This is a genomic window from Oceanibacterium hippocampi (assembly GCF_900172325.1).
GTDB classification, from domain to species: Bacteria; Pseudomonadota; Alphaproteobacteria; order Sneathiellales; family Sneathiellaceae; genus Oceanibacterium; species Oceanibacterium hippocampi.
This window is the reverse complement of sequence record NZ_FWFR01000005.1, coordinates 1-16407: the sequence shown is the minus strand read 5'-3', so window position 1 is coordinate 16407 and position 16407 is coordinate 1. Positions and strand designations below refer to the sequence as shown.

The 16407-nt window shown below is 61.5% G+C and carries 12 protein-coding genes and 1 pseudogene; 7 read left to right on the top strand and 6 right to left on the bottom strand.

What is annotated here, in order from left to right:
• Positions 1 to 18: 18 nt before the first annotated feature.
• From OCH7691_RS20470 to OCH7691_RS20450, 5 genes and pseudogenes are all read left to right on the top strand, one after another.
• Positions 19 to 1251 (top strand): dienelactone hydrolase family protein, encoded by a 1233-nt coding sequence (locus OCH7691_RS20470; protein WP_085885480.1) that lies wholly within the window; start codon positions 19 to 21, stop codon positions 1249 to 1251.
• Entirely contained in the window at positions 1244 to 1999 is a 756-nt protein-coding gene (locus tag OCH7691_RS20465; RefSeq protein ID WP_085885479.1) for an SDR family NAD(P)-dependent oxidoreductase, read from the top strand. The genes OCH7691_RS20470 and OCH7691_RS20465 overlap by 8 nt, the downstream gene beginning before the upstream one ends.
• A 15-nt stretch (positions 2000 to 2014) precedes the next feature.
• On the top strand, positions 2015 to 2848 hold the full coding sequence (locus tag OCH7691_RS20460; protein ID WP_085885478.1) for an alpha/beta fold hydrolase: 834 nt from the start codon (positions 2015 to 2017) through the stop codon (positions 2846 to 2848).
• Between the two features lie 39 nt (positions 2849 to 2887).
• The gene (locus tag OCH7691_RS20455) at positions 2888 to 4549 is read left to right on the top strand and encodes a sulfatase-like hydrolase/transferase (RefSeq protein WP_085885584.1); all 1662 of its coding nucleotides are present in this window, start codon (positions 2888 to 2890) and stop codon (positions 4547 to 4549) included.
• A 353-nt stretch (positions 4550 to 4902) separates the two neighbouring features.
• Positions 4903 to 5139 (top strand): annotated as a pseudogene (locus OCH7691_RS20450) (transposase); the annotation flags it as partial.
• A 163-nt stretch (positions 5140 to 5302) separates the two neighbouring features.
• Here the strand turns inward: OCH7691_RS20450 and OCH7691_RS20445 are convergent.
• The 6 genes from OCH7691_RS20445 to OCH7691_RS20420 form a co-directional block, all read right to left on the bottom strand.
• Positions 5303 to 6535 (bottom strand): acyl-CoA dehydrogenase family protein, encoded by a 1233-nt coding sequence (locus OCH7691_RS20445; RefSeq protein WP_085885476.1) that lies wholly within the window; start codon positions 6533 to 6535, stop codon positions 5303 to 5305.
• A 45-nt stretch (positions 6536 to 6580) separates the two neighbouring features.
• Positions 6581 to 8113, bottom strand: coding sequence for a sugar ABC transporter ATP-binding protein (locus tag OCH7691_RS20440; protein ID WP_085885475.1), 1533 nt, complete (start codon positions 8111 to 8113; stop codon positions 6581 to 6583).
• Entirely contained in the window at positions 8110 to 9231 is a 1122-nt protein-coding gene (locus OCH7691_RS20435; RefSeq protein WP_085885474.1) for an NHL repeat-containing protein, read from the bottom strand. Before OCH7691_RS20435 ends, OCH7691_RS20440 begins: the two co-directional genes overlap by 4 nt.
• Entirely contained in the window at positions 9215 to 11392 is a 2178-nt protein-coding gene (locus OCH7691_RS20430; protein WP_085885473.1) for an ABC transporter permease, read from the bottom strand. The genes OCH7691_RS20435 and OCH7691_RS20430 overlap by 17 nt, the downstream gene beginning before the upstream one ends.
• Before the next feature lie 87 nt (positions 11393 to 11479).
• Positions 11480 to 12463, bottom strand: coding sequence for a sugar ABC transporter substrate-binding protein (locus OCH7691_RS20425; protein ID WP_217808175.1), 984 nt, complete (start codon positions 12461 to 12463; stop codon positions 11480 to 11482).
• A gap of 106 nt (positions 12464 to 12569) precedes the next feature.
• Positions 12570 to 13568 (bottom strand): ABC transporter permease, encoded by a 999-nt coding sequence (locus OCH7691_RS20420; protein WP_085885471.1) that lies wholly within the window; start codon positions 13566 to 13568, stop codon positions 12570 to 12572.
• Between the two features lie 163 nt (positions 13569 to 13731).
• Between OCH7691_RS20420 and OCH7691_RS20415 the strand changes: the two genes are divergently transcribed.
• Both OCH7691_RS20415 and OCH7691_RS20410 read left to right on the top strand, forming a co-directional pair.
• Positions 13732 to 14445, top strand: a complete 714-nt coding sequence (locus OCH7691_RS20415) for a GntR family transcriptional regulator (protein ID WP_085885470.1) — start codon at positions 13732 to 13734, stop codon at positions 14443 to 14445.
• A gap of 31 nt (positions 14446 to 14476) precedes the next feature.
• The gene (locus OCH7691_RS20410; protein WP_217808174.1) at positions 14477 to 16099 is read left to right on the top strand and encodes a class I adenylate-forming enzyme family protein; all 1623 of its coding nucleotides are present in this window, start codon (positions 14477 to 14479) and stop codon (positions 16097 to 16099) included.
• The last annotated feature ends 308 nt before the right edge of the window (positions 16100 to 16407 follow it).

Sequence of the window (16407 nt, the reverse complement as noted above, 5' to 3'; positions counted from 1 at the left end):
TCGTTGGAGAACAAGTGCATGTCCGGAAACTGGATCGATATCCGATCTGCACACGGCGGAACTTTCGGCGCTTATCTTGCGCGCCCGGCAAAGGGCAGCGGCCCTGGGTTGGTTCTTCTGCAGGAGATCTTCGGCGTCACCGAGGACATACAGGGGATAGCCGACTCGCTCGCCGAAGAGGGCTATGTGGTCGCCGCCCCCGACATATTCTGGCGCAGCGAACCGAGGCTCGCCTTGCGAGATGAAGGCGGGGATCTGAAACGCGCGATGGCTCTTGGTCAGGGGCTCGACGACGCCCAGGCGATCGCCGATATCGCCGACGTGGTCGCTACCCTGAAGAAACTGGACTTCTGCAAGGGTCGGGTCGCCGCGCTGGGCCATTGCATGGGCGCCCGACTTGCGATTGGCGCTGCGGCGGCCGGACATGTGGACTGCGCTGTGGCCTATTATCCGGTTGGACTTAAACGCGTGCTGCAAGTCGGCGACGACATCCCGGTTCCGACCGTCATCCATGTGGGAACCGAAGACCCCTTCATGGGGCCCGACGATGTCACTTCCTTGCGCAAATGTTTCGCCGACAACCACGAGATAGAGATCTACTCCTACCCCGAGGCCGGACATGCTTTCGCCAACCCGGGCCGCAAAACCTATTTCAAGACAGCCGCCGACATGGCCTACAGCCGTTCCCTGTCGGTTCTGCGCAGGGTGATTGGACCCTGGTACGATCTCAATGCCTTGTGGGAAGCGCATCGTGCCTGCGAATTCGAGGCCCGCGACGCTGATGAGACCATGATGACCATGGTCGACGAACCGTATGTGAACCACATTCCGACCCTGACCGGCGGCTATGGCAAGAAGCGGCTGAGACGCTTCTATGCCAATCACTTCATCCCCAAGAACCCGGTCGATATCAAGGGCATCCCGGTCTCCCGCACGATTGGCGCCGACCGGGTGGTGAACGAGGTCATCCTCTGTTTCACCCATGACAGCGAAATGGACTGGATGCTGCCCGGCGTGCCCCCGACCGGGAAGTATGTCGAGATTCCCTTCGTCAGCGTAATTCGCTTCCGGGGCAATAAACTCTACAACGAACACATCTACTGGGATCAGGCCAGCGTCCTGGTGCAGATCGGACTACTCGATCCACGAGGGCTTCCGGTCAGTGGTGTTTCTGCCGCGAAAAAATTGCTTGATCCGAGTCTGCCCTCCAACGAACTGATGCCGAATTGGACGGAATGCGAAGATGGCTGACTTTGCCGGGATACAGGTTCGGGGCGCCACGGCGTTGGTCACCGGCGCGAGCGGTGGCATCGGCGGTGCCCTTGTCGAAGTGTTGCTGGAGAACGGCGCCACTAAAGTGATCGCCGCAGACCGCACGGCACCGGAAATCGTTCATCCCCGTGTCATGCCGCTGGCGCTCGACATTACCGATCCCGGGGGAGTGACGACTGCCGCCGACCGGTGGGCCGATCATGTCACCATTCTGATCAACAACGCGGGAATAAACGCCAACGCGCGGCTGTTCACCGATGACCTGCTCCAGAAGGCCAAGGCTGAAATCGAGGTCAACTACCTTGGTACACTGGCGATGATGCTAGCCTTTGCCCCTGCCATGGCGCGCCACGGCAGGGGTCATATCACCAATCTGCTCAGTTTCGTCGGCGTGGTCAGCAATCCGGCGATGGCCGGTTATTCCGCCAGCAAGGCGGCGGCGCATATTGCCACCATCGCGGCTCGCGCGGAACTGGCACCAATGGGAGTAGGCGTGCTCGGCGTCTATCCGCAAGTTGTCGATACCGAGATGAGCCGTCACCTCGACTTGCCGAAAATCGACAGGAACGAACTCGCCGCAATGATCATTGCCGCCATCGAGGAGGGAAAGAATGAGCTCTTCCCCGGACCGGCGGCCGAAGCGGTCGAATTGCTGCGTCGCGACCCGGCGGCGTTTCAGACGATGCTTGTCGAGCGCCTCGGCCCCGCGCGCCCGCAGTTTCAATAATTGGAGGAACAATGCATGCCGTTCGAGAACAGGATCGCGCGGGCCAATGGAAATGACTTTTCCTGCTGGTTCGAAGGCGCGGGTGACAAGGATATCGTCTTTATCCACGGCGAGATTCACGGCAAGGCCTACTGGGAACCGCAAATCCTCGAGTTCATGAGGGATCACCGTTGCCTAGCCTATGACCGACGTGGTCATCACGGCAGCGACAACTCGACTTTCGGTTACTCGGTGGAGAACCAGACCCGCGATTTGCGGGCATTGCTCGACCATTTCGGTATGCAGCGCCCGCGCTTCGTGGCACTGGCCTTCGGCACGACCATCGCCGCCAACTTCGCAAACCAGAATCCCGAACGCGTGGAATCCATGCTTATCGGCGCCTGGAGCGAGTTACACGATGCGCTATCCTACCTTGAGCGCTGGGAAGTGGCCGGCCGCCGTTCCGCAGCGACCCTGGAAGCCGGCGGCAAGAAAGCGCTTGTCGAGTTGCTACGCCGCGAGGGCGGCAAGACCATGTATATGGTCATCCCCCCCGAGGGCGACCCGATGCGTGAACCAGCAATAGAACTGATGGCCAGCCATTCTGCCGCGCACTATCGCAGCGGCATGCTTGAAGTGGCGTCTTCGGTGCCCGACCTGATACCGCGTTTCGAGAAGCTCGACATTCCGGTTCTCGGCATCTGCGGCGCGGACGATCCGTTCAAGGACAACCCCGAGGTTCTTGCCGGCATGAGGAACTTCCGGGAGGCCGGACTGATCGAGGGCGGCGGGCGGTTCGTCCATTGGCAGCAACCGGAGACCTTCAACAGCATTGCCCGTGAATTCCTTGATCATGGTCGGGTTCGCTGAAATCTGTCGCGCCGCACTTAATTGAATTCGGATCATTCCATGCCCCGTACTGTTCGCAATATCCTTTTCATAATGTTCGATCAGCTTCGCTGGGACTATCTCAGCTGCACCGGGCATCCGCATCTGCAGACTCCGCATCTTGACCGGCTGGCGTCGAAGGGTCTGCGATTCACCAATGCCTACGTGCAGTCGCCGATCTGCGGATCGTCGCGGATGAGCTTCTACACCGGGCGCTATGTCCAGAGCCACGGCGCGCAGCGCAACAACTTTCCGCTCAAGGTGGGTGAACTGACATTGGGCGACCACTTGCGCGAGGTGGGTATGGACGCCTTCCTGGTCGGGAAGACCCATATGGAAGCGGATGCAAAGGGCCTGGAACGCCTCGGAATCGCGCCGGATTCGTTGATCGGCGCGAGGGTCTCGGAGTGCGGGTTCGACGTAGTGGTGCGCGATGACGGGCTCTGGACCGAGGGCCCGGACGGCGCCTATGACCCGCGCCCCTCGCCCTACAACGAGTATCTGGCGGCCAAGGGATACAATAGCCGCAACGGCTGGACCGAACACGCCAATGCGGTAACCCTTGAAGACGGCGAGATTACCTCGGGCTGGTTCATGAAATACATCGACCGACCGGCCAATGTCGCCGAAGAGGACAGCGAAACACCCTGGCTCACCAGCCGAGCAATCGACTTTCTCACCGAACCGGGCCGGGACGATCATCGTTGGCTCTGTCACCTTAGCTACATCAAGCCTCACTGGCCCTATGTGGTTCCGGCCCCCTATAACACCATGTACGGTCCCGGCCAGGTGTTGCCGCCGGTGCGTAGCGACGATGAAAAACGGGACCCGCACCCGGTCTTCGATGCCTATATGCAGACACTGGTTGCGCGATCGTTCTCAAGGCAGGAAGTGCGGGAGAAGGCGATCCCTTCCTACATGGGGCTGATCAAGCAGGCTGACGACCAGATGGGCCGGCTGTTCGCGGAACTCGAACGAGCCGGGCGCATGGAGGACACGATGATCGTCGTGACGTCAGACCACGGTGACTACCTCGGTGATCACTGGCTAGGTGAGAAGAATTTCTTCCACGACTGTTCGGTCAAGATTCCCTTGATCATTTACGACCCCCGACCGGAAGCCGATTTCACGCGCGGACAGACCTGCGACGCGCTTGTCGAGGCAATCGATCTTGCCGCTACCTTCATCGAAGCCGCCGGCGGGGAAATCCCCTCCCATATCGTCGAGGGCCGTACGCTGAATGGGCTATTGCACGGGAAGTCCTCGGAGAATTGGCGGAACGTAGTGATCAGCGAGATGGATTATTCGACGACGCCGATTGCCGAGAGGGTCGGCGTCACGCACCGCGACGCGCGTCTCTTCATGGCCTTCGATGGCCGTTGGAAGCTGGTTCATGCCGAAGGGGGGATGCCTCCCATGTTCTTCGATCTGCAGAGCGATCCGGAAGAATTGATCGACCTGGGGCGAGACCCGGCCTACGAGTCAGAGCGCGCTCGCCTCTACGAGCACTTGCATGCCTGGGCCCGACGCCTGTCACAACGCACTGCGATCTCCGATAGGGAACTCGACGCAATGAGCGGAAAGTTTCTCAGGCGCGGCATCCTTCTCGGTCTCTTTGACGGCTCAGAAGTGCCCCAGGAGAATCTCAGTACGATTCCGGCGCGCCCGGGAAATAACGTGTAACCGGACGCCTGTTCTCACTCACGTGAATAGCCCCGAGTTCTCCAGACGCCCTCGGCGCTCATCTCCGGCTGTCATTCGAACTCGACAGGCGCCAGCAGCACTTTCTGAAATATAAGCCTCTCTATGGATGGCCGCGGACGCTTCCTCAACAACATTTTTATCGAACTTCTCAGACGGATCCGCCTGGATGAGCTTCTACACCACCGGCGGCCGCACGCCCCCTTTGGCGGAGCGACCCCTGACGTGAGCCCCGCAAGCTCCTCCAGGCTAAAGTAGAGTCTGTCACGATTGACGTGAGCCCCGCAAACTTCCCCATCTGAAGGTAGAGTCTGTCGATAGGAGGAGACGGACGGATGAAGCGTTCACGGTTTAAGGAAGAGCAGATCATCGCGGTGCTGAAGGAGCAGGAGGCGAGGATGGCGACTGCCGATGTGTGCCGCAAGCACGGGATCAGCAGCACCACCCATTACAAGTGGAAGGCCAAGTATGGCGGGCTGGAGGTTCCCGACGCCCGTAAACTTCGGGCGCTGGAAGATGAGAAGGCCGAGCCGAAGACACTGTTGGCGGAGGCGATGCTCGGCAACGCCGCCGCCAACGGTTCGTCTGTTTGGTCACTCTTGACGATGTCATGACCGGCATGCGCGAAAACGAACGCCATCTCCCGCTCCATCAGCCCGGCGCCCACAACGCCGATCCGTTCGTCAGTCAATTGTCTTCTCCTACTGCTCGAATATGCATGCCCCGCGCCGCTCGTTACTCGGCCGCCGAAGCCGGCGGCCGATTGTAGTATTTGCGAAGTTCGAGCCTTGCGATCTGGTTGCGGTGGACCTCGTCCGGCCCGTCCGCGATCCGGAGCAGACGCGCCGTCGCATAGGCTGCGGTGAGACCGAAATCGTTGCTGGTCCCGCCGCCGCCATGAACCTGGATCGCCCAGTCGACGACGCGGCACGCCATGTTCGGCACGGCGACCTTGATCATCGCGATCTCGGCCCTGGCCTGCTTGTTCCCGACCGTGTCCATCAGATGCGCTGCGTTCAGGGTGAGCAAGCGCGACTGTTCGATCATGATCCTGGATTCGGCGATCCGCTCCTGCGTGACGGTTTGCTCTGATACCGCTTTGCCGAAGGCAACGCGACTGGCAGCCCGGATGCACATCTTCTCCAGCGTCCGTTCGGCGAGGCCGATCAGTCGCATGCAGTGATGGATGCGTCCCGGACCGAGGCGGCCCTGGGCGATCTCGAAGCCACGCCCTTCGCCGAGCAGCATGTTGGAAGCCGGCACCCGCACATTCTCGAAGATCACCTCCGAGGCGCGATCCGGAACACCGTAGAAGCCAAAGACCGGCAACGGGCGGAGCACCTTCACACCGGGTGTATCCATCGGCACGAGGATCATCGACTGCTGGAGATGGCGATTCGGATTATCCGGATCGGTCTTGCCCATGAAGATTGCAACCTTGCAGCGCGGATCGGTTGCGTTGGTGGTGTACCACTTGCGGCCATTGATGACGTAGTCATCGCCATCCCTGACGATCCTGCTTTCGATATTGGTCGCGTCCGACGACGCGACCGCAGGCTCGGTCATCGCGAAACAGGAACGGATTTCGCCGGCGAGCAACGGCTTCAGCCAGCGTTCCTCGTGCTCCGCCGTGCCGTAGCGCGCGAGCACCTCCATGTTGCCGGTATCCGGCGCCGAGCAGTTGAAGACCTCGGGCGCCAGGTGCGAGCGCCCCATGACCTCGCAAAGCGGTGCATACTCGAGGTTGGAAAGGCCGGCGCCATGCTCGCTCTCGGGCAGAAAGAGATTCCAGAGACCCGCCTCTTTCGCGAGGGGTTTCAGTTCCTCGATCACCGGGTAGACTTTCCACGGGCCAAGCTCCTCGGCCTCGCGATAGAAACGCTCTTCGTTGGGATAGACATGACGATCCATGAAGTCCTCCAATCTGGACTTCAACACACTGACCTTGCCCGACATCTGGTAAATCATCGCCTTGACTGCCTCCTGCCTGCGGATTCGGGCCGCCCCCCGCGATCAGTGAATTGCGGCATACATGATCTTCTCTTCGGTCGCGTCCGCCGCCGGCATCTCCTCGACGATCCGGCCGGCGCGGGCGACCAGGATCCGGTCCGAAACAGCGAGAACCTCGGGCAGATAGGACGAGATGACGATCACCGCCTTGCCGTCCGCCGCCAGGCCGCGGATCGCCGCATGGATCTGCGGGATCGCCCCGACATCGACGCCTCGGGTCGGCTCGTCGAAGATGACAACCGACGGCTCCTGCGCGAGTGACTTGGCCACCACCACCTTCTGCTGGTTGCCGCCGGAGTATTCGATGATCTTCAGGCTACGTTTCAGCGCCGAGATCCCCAGGTTGGATACCCAGCGTTCGGCGACCGCCTTTCGTTCGGCAAGCGAATAGAGAAAGCGCCGTCCCTTGGGCGCTGCAAGATAGCCGAGATAGATATTGTCGTCGGCGGTCATGGTCTCGAAGAAGCCGTCGAGCTTCCGATCCTCAGTGATGTAGACGATGCCGTCGCGGACGGCCTGGCGCGGGACCCGGTAACGCACCGGGCGGCCGTTGAGATAGACCATGCCGCCGCGCAGGAAATTTCTTTTCCGGGCTCCGCAGATGACATGCGCAACCTCGGTCCGGCCAGCCCCGACAAGTCCGGCCATGCCGACGACCTCGCCGGCATAAACCGAGAACGACATGTTCTTCACGACATTGCCCATCGTCACATTCTCGACCGCAAGCACCTTGCGCCTGCGTTCTGGCCGGACGCCTCCGGACGCCAGCGCATCGTCGTTCGGCTGCGCGGAATAATGCGTCACCGCGACATCGCGGCCAACCATCATCCGGACGATCCGAGCCCGATCCAGCCCGACCGCCGGTTGCGTCGAGACAAGCTTGCCATCGCGCAACACGGTGATCCGATCGGCGATCTTCAGGGCTTCCTCAAGTGCGTGCGAGATGAAGATGATCCCGACACCCTCCGACCTCAGCCGTCTGAGAAGGTGGAAAAGATGCTGGATTTCCTCCGGCGTCAGGCTCGCCGTGGGTTCGTCGAAAATGATCACCCGGGCGTTATGACGCACCGCACGGGCGATCTCGACCATCTGTCGCTTCGCGGTCCCGAGCGTTTCAACCAGAGCCAGCGGATCGACGTTGAAGTTCAGCGCCTGCTGCGACTGCTGGGCCGCAATATTGATCCGGCGATAGTTGGTGAACTGCTTTTCCATGCCCAGTTCGAGATTTTGCGCGACGGTCATCGAAGGGACGAGGCTGGTCTCCTGATAGACCATGACAACGCCGGCCCGGAGCGCCTCGCCGGGCGAGCCAAAGGAAACCTTCTCGCCGCCCAGAAAACAATCGCCCGAGGTCAGTTTGATCGCACCGGCGGCGGCCTTGCAAAGCGTCGACTTGCCCGCCCCGTTCTCGCCGAGCAGGGCGTGGATCTCGCCGGGCCGCAAATCAAAGTCAACGCCGTCGATGGCGTGCACGCCGCCATAAACCTTGCTGCCCTTCACGACGCGGAAAATCGGCTCCTGCTCGGACGCGCTCATGCCACTCCTCCTTCCTCGACCGCCGAAAGCGGAATGACGGCAAGCTGACCATGGCCGCGCGACAAGACGTAGAGTCGACCGGCTATTTCCGCGGCGGCGGTGATGCCGTGCAGATGCCCCGAGACCCGACTGTGCAGGCTCTCGTGCGCCTCGCCGTCGCCATCGATTCGGGCGATCAGGCCGTAAGACCGCGCCGGTGCCCACGGCTTCTGAATGCCGAGCTTTTTGATACGGCCGACCTGGGTCGGTTCCCGATAATCGACATGGTCGCCAAGCGACGGCCCGATCCACAGTTCCGGCGGCACACGATCCATCATCTTCACGCGAAAACTCGTCTCGCGGAGGACGAACTCGGTCAGTTGCGTGCGGAGCGCGAAGAATGCGACCCAGTAATCGCCGGCACTGCCACGGACAATCCGGCCAGGATAGCCCGCGAAATTCCGCTTCAGCACGCGAACCGCGCCGTTCGGGCGCGACACCGCGGAAAGCCGGTGACTCCACGCTTCGGTCACCAGTATCTCCGCCTCGTCATGGGCGACAGCGACGCCGGCCGGCCAGGAAAGGCCGCCCTGCACCGTCCGGCCTTCGGACAGATCCTCGTCACAAACGACCAGCCGTCCGCGGCCCTTGCGGTTCTGCATCAGATCGACCAGCCAGTCGCCGGTGACGTTCCGGTCTGATCCCTCGGTCGCATAGACCATGCCGTCGGCCGCGACCGCGAGCCCGGTCACACATCGAAGCGGCTTGCGCTCGACCGTCTCCAGGATGCCGGTGGATTTGCCATCCACCTCGAACGCGTGAACCCCGCGGCCTTCGACGGCAACAAGCAGGCGGTTGTTCGGTGTCCAGGCGAGCGCGCCAGCCGGACCGTCCGTCCCGGCGAAGCGCTCGACCGTGCCGAAGCCGTCGCCGGAGCAGGCAAAGACGGTCGAACCGGCCGATACATAGAGCCGGCCGTCCGGTCCGGCGGCGAGCCCGTCGGGTTTCTCGAACTGGACGAGTGTCCGGGCCGCGTCGAGCCGCTTGTTGGGCGAGAAGCCGCCATCGAGAACCGGGATCGCGTGAACATCGCGGTTGGGAAAGAAAATGCGGTCAACGATGTCACGAGCGAGCGACATGGGTGCCTCCTTCGCCTGCCGCCGCGGTCTGGTCTTTCCGCCCGTCTCGACGTTTCTTGCCCCAGTAAGACTCCCAGCCGGTCCATTCCTTGTCGGCAGCGGGCAACTTCAACCGGCCGATCCGGTTATTTTCCAGCCCGCCGATATAGAGGTAGCCCTTGTGCTCCCGCATGGACGTGATCGTCGGATGGGATTCCGCCCCCGGATCCCAGAGCGATTCCAAGACGGAGCCGGCGTCGTCGAACTTGATCACGCAACCATAATTGAGGCCCGGGCAAAGCCATTCGTCCGGCGGAATCTGCTTCACCATGCGGCTTCGGAAGGCCGGGTCGGCCATCGCCAGATCGTAGACCGGCGCGCGCAGACCAACGAAGGCGAGCCAGTAATTGCCATCCGAGGCGCGGTTGATGTTGTCGGGATAGCCCGGCAGGTTGTCGACGAGGATCTCGAGTTCACCCGTCCGCTCGCCGGCGATCCAGTAGCGATAGATCCGGCACAACCAGGTGCTGGCCCATAGCACCGCCATGCCGTCGTGCGAAATGCAGACGCCGTTCGGAAATGCCAGGTTTTTCAGGATCGTCCGGGACTTTCCCGTCGCCGGATCGTGACATACAAGGCGGCCGTTGCCGCGCCCCTCGAATCCGTCGAGTGCCCAGTCGGAAAGATCGTAGCGTGTCGTCGCATCGCTGAAATAGATCTTGCCGTCCGGCGCGACATCGAGATCATCCGCCAGCCAGAGGCGGGAATCATCCTTGAGGCGGTTCCAGGTGCGGTTCGTCTGCTCCGCTACCTTGAAAACGGTTCGGTCCGGGCGGACACCGTAGACCCCCATCCCTGCGACGCAGGCAAGGATATTCTTGTCGCGATCGAGGGCGAGACCGAGCGGCCGTCCGCCGATCCGGGCGAACTCCTCACGCTCCTGGTAGTCCGGCGCCAGGAAGCGGATGATCGAGCCGTTGCGATTGACCGTGTAGAGATGATCGTCCTGATCAAGGATGACATCCTCGGGTCCCTCGATGCGATCGAGCGCAACCGCCTCGACGTCCTTCAAGCGATCGTTCTCGGCAAAGACGCTGCCACTGTCCCGCGCAATCGAAGCTGGCGGGGTGAACTCGACGTAGCTCGGGCTAACGTAGATCTTCTGGAGGATCTTGCCCTTGTTCTTGACGAACTTGATGTTGAAGCCGACGGCGGCAAGCAGAATGAAGCCGATCGTCGCGGTTGTCAGACTGCCATGCGTGCCGAGTTGAACCAGTCCGTTGATCAGCAAGAAGATGATCGCCGCGCCCATCAGTGCCCGGCTGATCGTGCCGCGGCCCCCGTCCAGACTGATCCCGCCGACAACGGCGGCGGCGAGTGCATTGATCTCCCACCCGACCCCGGTATCCGTACCGGCGCTGTTCAAACGCGCGGCATAAAGAAGCCCGGCGAACGACGCCAGCATCCCGGCCAGGACATAGGTGGTGAACAGCGAGCGCTTGACATTGATACCAGCGTGGCGGGCTGCCTTGCGGCTCGAGCCGACCGCCATGATGTGCACGCCGGAGCGTATCCGGGTGAGATAGAGATGGGCCACGATGCCGATGACAACCAGGCAGGCCATGTTGACCGGGATGCCCCAGATCAGGCCGACCCCGACGAAGTCCCAGACCGGGCTGTCGGCATAGCCGCTGGCGAGTTCGAGAGCGAATGCGGCGGTCAGCTTGTTATAGGCGGCGCGGACAATGATCAGCACCACAATCGTGGTCAGGAACGGACGTGTCTTGCCATAGGCGATCAGGCCACCGTTCACCGCGCCGATGCAGGCGCCCCACAGCAGCGTGCCGAGGACCGCGACCGGAAAGGGCAGTCCGAGAACCTGGAGAAGATAGAGAGCGATGAAATTCGCCATCGCGAAGACCGCCGCGACCGAGAGGTCGATGCCGCCGGACAGGATCGAGAGCGCCATCGCCATCGCCACGAACGCCTGCTCGGGGAAACTCCGCATCAACTGCTGCAACTGGATGAGCGAGGTATATCCCGGGATGCTCACGATGAAGATCAGGAACACGACGCACATCAGGATGAACGGGACGATGGGTTCCATCCATCGTTTCTCAAGCAGCTCGCTGATGAACAGCTGCGGAGAATGACGGTACCAGAGACGCAGGAGAGGCTTCATCAGGCGAGTCCGTTTGTACGTGGCGCCGTCGCCCGATCGCGGGAATCGGGCGACGGTTCGGTCATCGGATAGCGAAAACGGTCGCGATTACTCCGGCACGACGAAGCAATACTGGCGGTCCTGGGGACCGCTGACCCAGTAATTGGTGGTATAGAACGCGTACTGGGTTGAGCCCGCGGGACGGTCGTCTTGCAACAGCGCCAGCGCCGCATTGACGATTGCCTCGCCCTGCAGATCGGCAGTGTAGGAGAGGTTCTTCGTGTAGAGGCCCTGCTCGACCATGTCGCAGTCGGCCGGCTGGCCGTCACTCGCCACGAAGATCTTGATCTTGCCCAGCTTGCCGGCGTTCTTCACGGCTTGGGCGGCGCCTGCCGTTTGCGGCCCCCAGACACTGATGATGGCGCAGAGATCCGGATGTTGCTGCAGGACGTTGGTGGTGATTTCCGACGCCTTGTTGGCGTCCCAGTTGACCGGTTGCGACGAGACGATGTCGATCGAGGGATCGGTCTTGAGCACCGCGGTCGCCGCATTGGTCATGTCGAGCGAATAGGCCGCCGTTGCCTCGCCCTGGAGAATAGCGACCTTGCCGGAACTCTTGCCGCCTCCGCACGCATCAAGGGCCTCCTTCGCCAGCAGTCGTCCCATCTTCGGAACGTCCGCACCGACATAGGCATCGGTCGTGGTGTTCGATGACATGTTGACCTGGATCACCTTGATGCCGAGGCTCATCGCACGCTTGAGTTCCCGGGCGAGCAAGGTCGTGGTCGGGTTCTGGACGACCAGAATGTCGGGCTTCTCGTTGATCAGCGTGCTAACCGCCTGAAGCTGTACGTCCGACTTGAAGTTCGGATCACGAACTGTGAGTTCGATGCCGTAATTGTCGAAATTCTGCTGCATGACGCGCGTCCATTCCGACTCCAAGACGCCGAGCCAAACCGGCACCCAGGCCACTTTCTTCCCTTTGACCGCGGATTCGAACTTCTCGAAGAGCTGCTGGCGCGGATCGGCCGCATCGGCGCTGCTGGCAATCGCCGCGCCCGCGACGCCTATCGCCAGCGTGGCGAGCGCCACCCGGGTTCCGGTCGATAGAAATGATCTCGAAGACATTATTCCCTCCCATTCGTTCGGATTTCGGTTGGTCGAACGGCGCTGAGGACGCCGCCGTCTCTTGCAGTCGCTAGTCTCCCTGCTTCGCAGTCTCTTCGTCGCGAGGATGGAAATAACTGTCAGCCATGATGGCGACGAGCAGCACCGTCCCCTTGATCATGTCCTGGGTCTGGAGATCGAGATTCAAGATGGTCATGGCGTTCAGCAGAACGCCGATCAACAACGTGCCGGCGACCACGCTGAGGACATTTCCGCGGCCGCCGACGAGGCTGACCCCGCCCAGAACCACCACCAGTATGACGTCGAAGATCATGGTCGATTCCGCGATCTGCAAGTGGATCAGCGACGTCGAGGCAACCATGATCGCTCCACCCAGATAGCCAAAGGCGGAACAGATCCCATATTCGAGCATCGTGAGCGGCCGCGTGGCGATCCCCGACAGCCGCGCCGCCTGCGCATTATCGCCATGGGCATAGATGAATCGGCCGAGAACCGTTCGCGAGAGAAAGAGATGCAGCGCGACGGCGGCCAAAACGAAGGCGACTACCGGCATCGGCAGGCCGTTGTCGAGAGCGCCGCCCAAGGTCAGGAACGTTTCATGTCCCGGCTCGAGAAAGACCTGGTAGTGCGGCACGACGAACGCGCGGGTAACGCCGAGGATAAAGAGGGTGGAAGCCAGAGTGGTGAAAAGCGCCGGGATCTCGATCACCGATATCAGGAAGCCGTTGGCGATTCCGATCACCACAGCGATGACGAGGCCGATCGCGAGGCCGACGCTTACCGGCATGCCGGAATTGACTAACGTCACGGCGATCGCGGCGGATACCGCGAGCGTCGCGATCTGCGAGAGATCTATGCCGCGCCCGATCACTACGACAGCCATCCCGAGGCCGAGAATACCGAGGATCGAAACACCTCGGATCAGCGTGAAGAGATTGCCGAGAGCGAGAAAACCGGGGAGCGAGGCACCGAGGAGAACGAAGAGTGTCGCCGTCAGCCCGAGTACGATAACCGCCTGATTGGGCCTGTAGCCACCCGCACGCGCACTGGGTACCGCGGTATCGGACATGGACACTCCCTTCGTCACAGCCGATGCCCCATCGGTCACCCGGCCTTATTCTCGGTTACCGTCGACGGTCGCATCACCCGGTTCCCGAAACTCTGTTGTGAATTATTTGTTATTTGTTATAACAAGCTAAGCCTACCGGCCGGACACTGTCAACGAGGTTTCTATGCCATATGGCCTAATCACCACGCCGACGGAGAAATTGGCCCGTCCCTTCGGGGATCGGATCAGCAAGGAGAGCATCAGCCAGCAAGCATATGCAGCAATCCGCGCGTCCTTGATGCGAAGCCGGCTACGGCCGGGCCAGAAGCTTGTCGCACGCCAAGTGGCGGCCGAACTGGGGATAAGCGTGACGCCGGTGCGTGAGTCTCTGCTCCGGCTCGTTTCCGAAAACGCGCTCGCGCTCGACGAGCGCGGAACGGTCATGGTCCCGGAACTCGACTTCGCCCGTAGTATCGAGATCCGTGACCTCCGAATCCTGCTTGAAGGTGACGGAGCAGCCCGCGCAGCGAGTCTGGTGACGGAGGCGGACATTGCAGCGCTCGCAGCGACCCACGAGCGTTATCTGAAGACAGAGGGCAGCAAGGATTTTGCGGCGGCTCTGGAGGAGAACGAGAATTTCCATTTCGGTCTTTGCCGGCTCGCCCGCTCACCTGTTCTCTTCAGCATCGTTCAAAATCTCTGGATCCAGTTCGGTCCGGTCCTTTCCTACCTCTATGACGGCAGGAGCAAGCCATTCCACGGTCAGACCCACGGCCATGTCCTGGTGCTCGACGCACTTCGCCGACGAGACCCGGAAATGGCACGTAAAGCCATTGGCGACGACATCCTGATCGGCGGCTCCGCCCTTCTCGACAAGTTGCCGAAAACGGGCGTGTAGGACGCGCTGTTTCATCGTCCGGGAGGAAATCGTGACAAAGTTGCAGGATCGCTACTGGCCGGCCCGTGGTCTCGGCGGCACCCTGCGCAGTGAACGGCATTACAACGGCCGCGAGATGCGCTGCTATTCCGATCGTCCCGAGACAATCGGCGCGATGTTCGATTCCCTTGTTGCGCGGTACCCGGACAGGCCCGCGATCGTTGAAGGCGAATCCATCAGCTACCGCGAGTTGGCGGACCGTGTCGCGCGGCTCGCGGCCGGACTCTCGGGCGCGGGTGTCACCGCCGGCGACCGGGTCGTCCTCTTTCTCGGCAATCGCTGGCAGTTCCTGGCGACCTTGCTTGCCTGCTGCCGCCTTGGCGCGTTGACGGTGCCGATCGGGACCCGCCAGCAAGCGGCGGAACTCGAATTCCTGATCAACGACTGCGCCGCGACACTGCTCATATTCGAGGCAGAGCTTGCCACCTCCCTGCCGGATCGTTCGGCCGTGCCGACGGTAATCGGCCTGTACGCCACGGGCGGCATGGTCGAGGGTGCATTATCCTTTGACGACCTGATGAATGGCAACACGGCACCCGCCCCTGCTCAACTCGGCGAGGAAGATATCGCGGTCATCCTCTATACCTCCGGGACCACGGGGCAACCCAAAGGGGCCACCTTGACCCATCTCGGGATCATCCATTCGAGCATCACCTTTGCCCGCTGTTTCGGGTTGTCAGAAACGGACCGCGCACTTGTCGCCGTGCCGCTCTCCCACGTCACCGGACTGGTCGGTGTTGCCCTTACGACAATGGCCGCCGGGGGTTGCGTCGTACTGATGCGAGCAGCCTACAAGACCCCTGCTTTCCTCGCACTCATGAGCCAGGAGCGGATCAGCTACACGATCGTGGTGCCGACCATCTACACCCTTTGCGCCATGAACCCGGAAATCGATCGCTACGATCTTTCAGCCTGGCGGATCGGTTGTTTCGGCGGCGCGCCGATGCCCGTCGCGACGATCGAGGCGCTGATACGCAAGCTCCCGCACCTGGAACTCACCAATGCCTACGGTGCGACCGAAACCACGTCGCCGACGACCATCATGCCCATCGAGACATGGCGCGATCATCGCGACAGCGTGGGCCAGGTTGTGCCGTGCGGCAACGTCAAGGTGATGGACGAGAACAATCGGGAGGTGTCGCCCGGGACCGCGGGCGAGCTCTGGATCGCCGGGCCGATGGTGGTGCCCGGCTACTGGAGACGCCCCGACGCCAACAACAGGGAATTCGTCGACGGATACTGGAGATCCGGCGACATTGGGTCGATCGACGCCCAAGGCTTCGTCCGCGTCTACGATCGCCGCAAGGACATGATCAATCGCGGAGGTTTCAAGATTTTCAGCGCCGAGGTCGAAAACGTCCTGAATGGCCTGGACGGCGTCGTCGAATGCGCCATTATCGGCCGCCCGGACCCGGTACTCGGTGAACGGGTCCATGCAGTGGTCGTTATTACCGACCAATCGACGCTCACTGTGGCAAATATTCAGCGATACTGCGCCGAACAGTTGGCCGATTACAAGCAGCCGGAATCAGTGACAATTACCCGCGAGGCCTTGCCTAAGAACGCCAACGGCAAGATCCAGAAAGCTCTCCTGCGAGCCGCGTTGACGACATGACAACATGGTGACGCCTCGCCCACCGTGGCGCAAGTCACCCCGATGACGGATCGAGAGCTCAGGGCGAGAACTACAAGGCAGTGTCATCTGGACATAAGGGTGCCGCCACCTACTGCGCTGCCACCAGCAGGACCATCCCGAAGCCGCCCTGCTGGCGCAGGGCTGGAGTTGGAGTTGGAGTTGGAGTTCCCCCGGTTTCGTGGACAGTTAAGGGCTTGGGGATTCCAGTCTCGTTTGGGCGCTCCTTTCGTAGTTGATGGGTGACTGATAGCCGAGGGCGGAATGGCGCCTGGCGGGATTATACCAGC

Bases quoted from the DNA above. Each gene is read 5' to 3' on its own strand.
- OCH7691_RS20470 (WP_085885480.1), top strand. From the start codon at position 19: ATGTCCGGAAACTGGATCGATATCCGATCTGCACACGGCGGAACTTTC.
- OCH7691_RS20465 (WP_085885479.1), top strand. From the start codon at position 1,244: ATGGCTGACTTTGCCGGGATACAGGTTCGGGGCGCCACGGCGTTGGTC.
- OCH7691_RS20460 (WP_085885478.1), top strand. From the start codon at position 2,015: ATGCCGTTCGAGAACAGGATCGCGCGGGCCAATGGAAATGACTTTTCC.
- OCH7691_RS20455 (WP_085885584.1), top strand. From the start codon at position 2,888: ATGCCCCGTACTGTTCGCAATATCCTTTTCATAATGTTCGATCAGCTT.
- OCH7691_RS20445 (WP_085885476.1), bottom strand. From the start codon at position 6,535: ATGATTTACCAGATGTCGGGCAAGGTCAGTGTGTTGAAGTCCAGATTG.
- OCH7691_RS20440 (WP_085885475.1), bottom strand. From the start codon at position 8,113: ATGAGCGCGTCCGAGCAGGAGCCGATTTTCCGCGTCGTGAAGGGCAGC.
- OCH7691_RS20435 (WP_085885474.1), bottom strand. From the start codon at position 9,231: ATGTCGCTCGCTCGTGACATCGTTGACCGCATTTTCTTTCCCAACCGC.
- OCH7691_RS20430 (WP_085885473.1), bottom strand. From the start codon at position 11,392: ATGAAGCCTCTCCTGCGTCTCTGGTACCGTCATTCTCCGCAGCTGTTC.
- OCH7691_RS20420 (WP_085885471.1), bottom strand. From the start codon at position 13,568: ATGTCCGATACCGCGGTACCCAGTGCGCGTGCGGGTGGCTACAGGCCC.
- OCH7691_RS20415 (WP_085885470.1), top strand. From the start codon at position 13,732: ATGCCATATGGCCTAATCACCACGCCGACGGAGAAATTGGCCCGTCCC.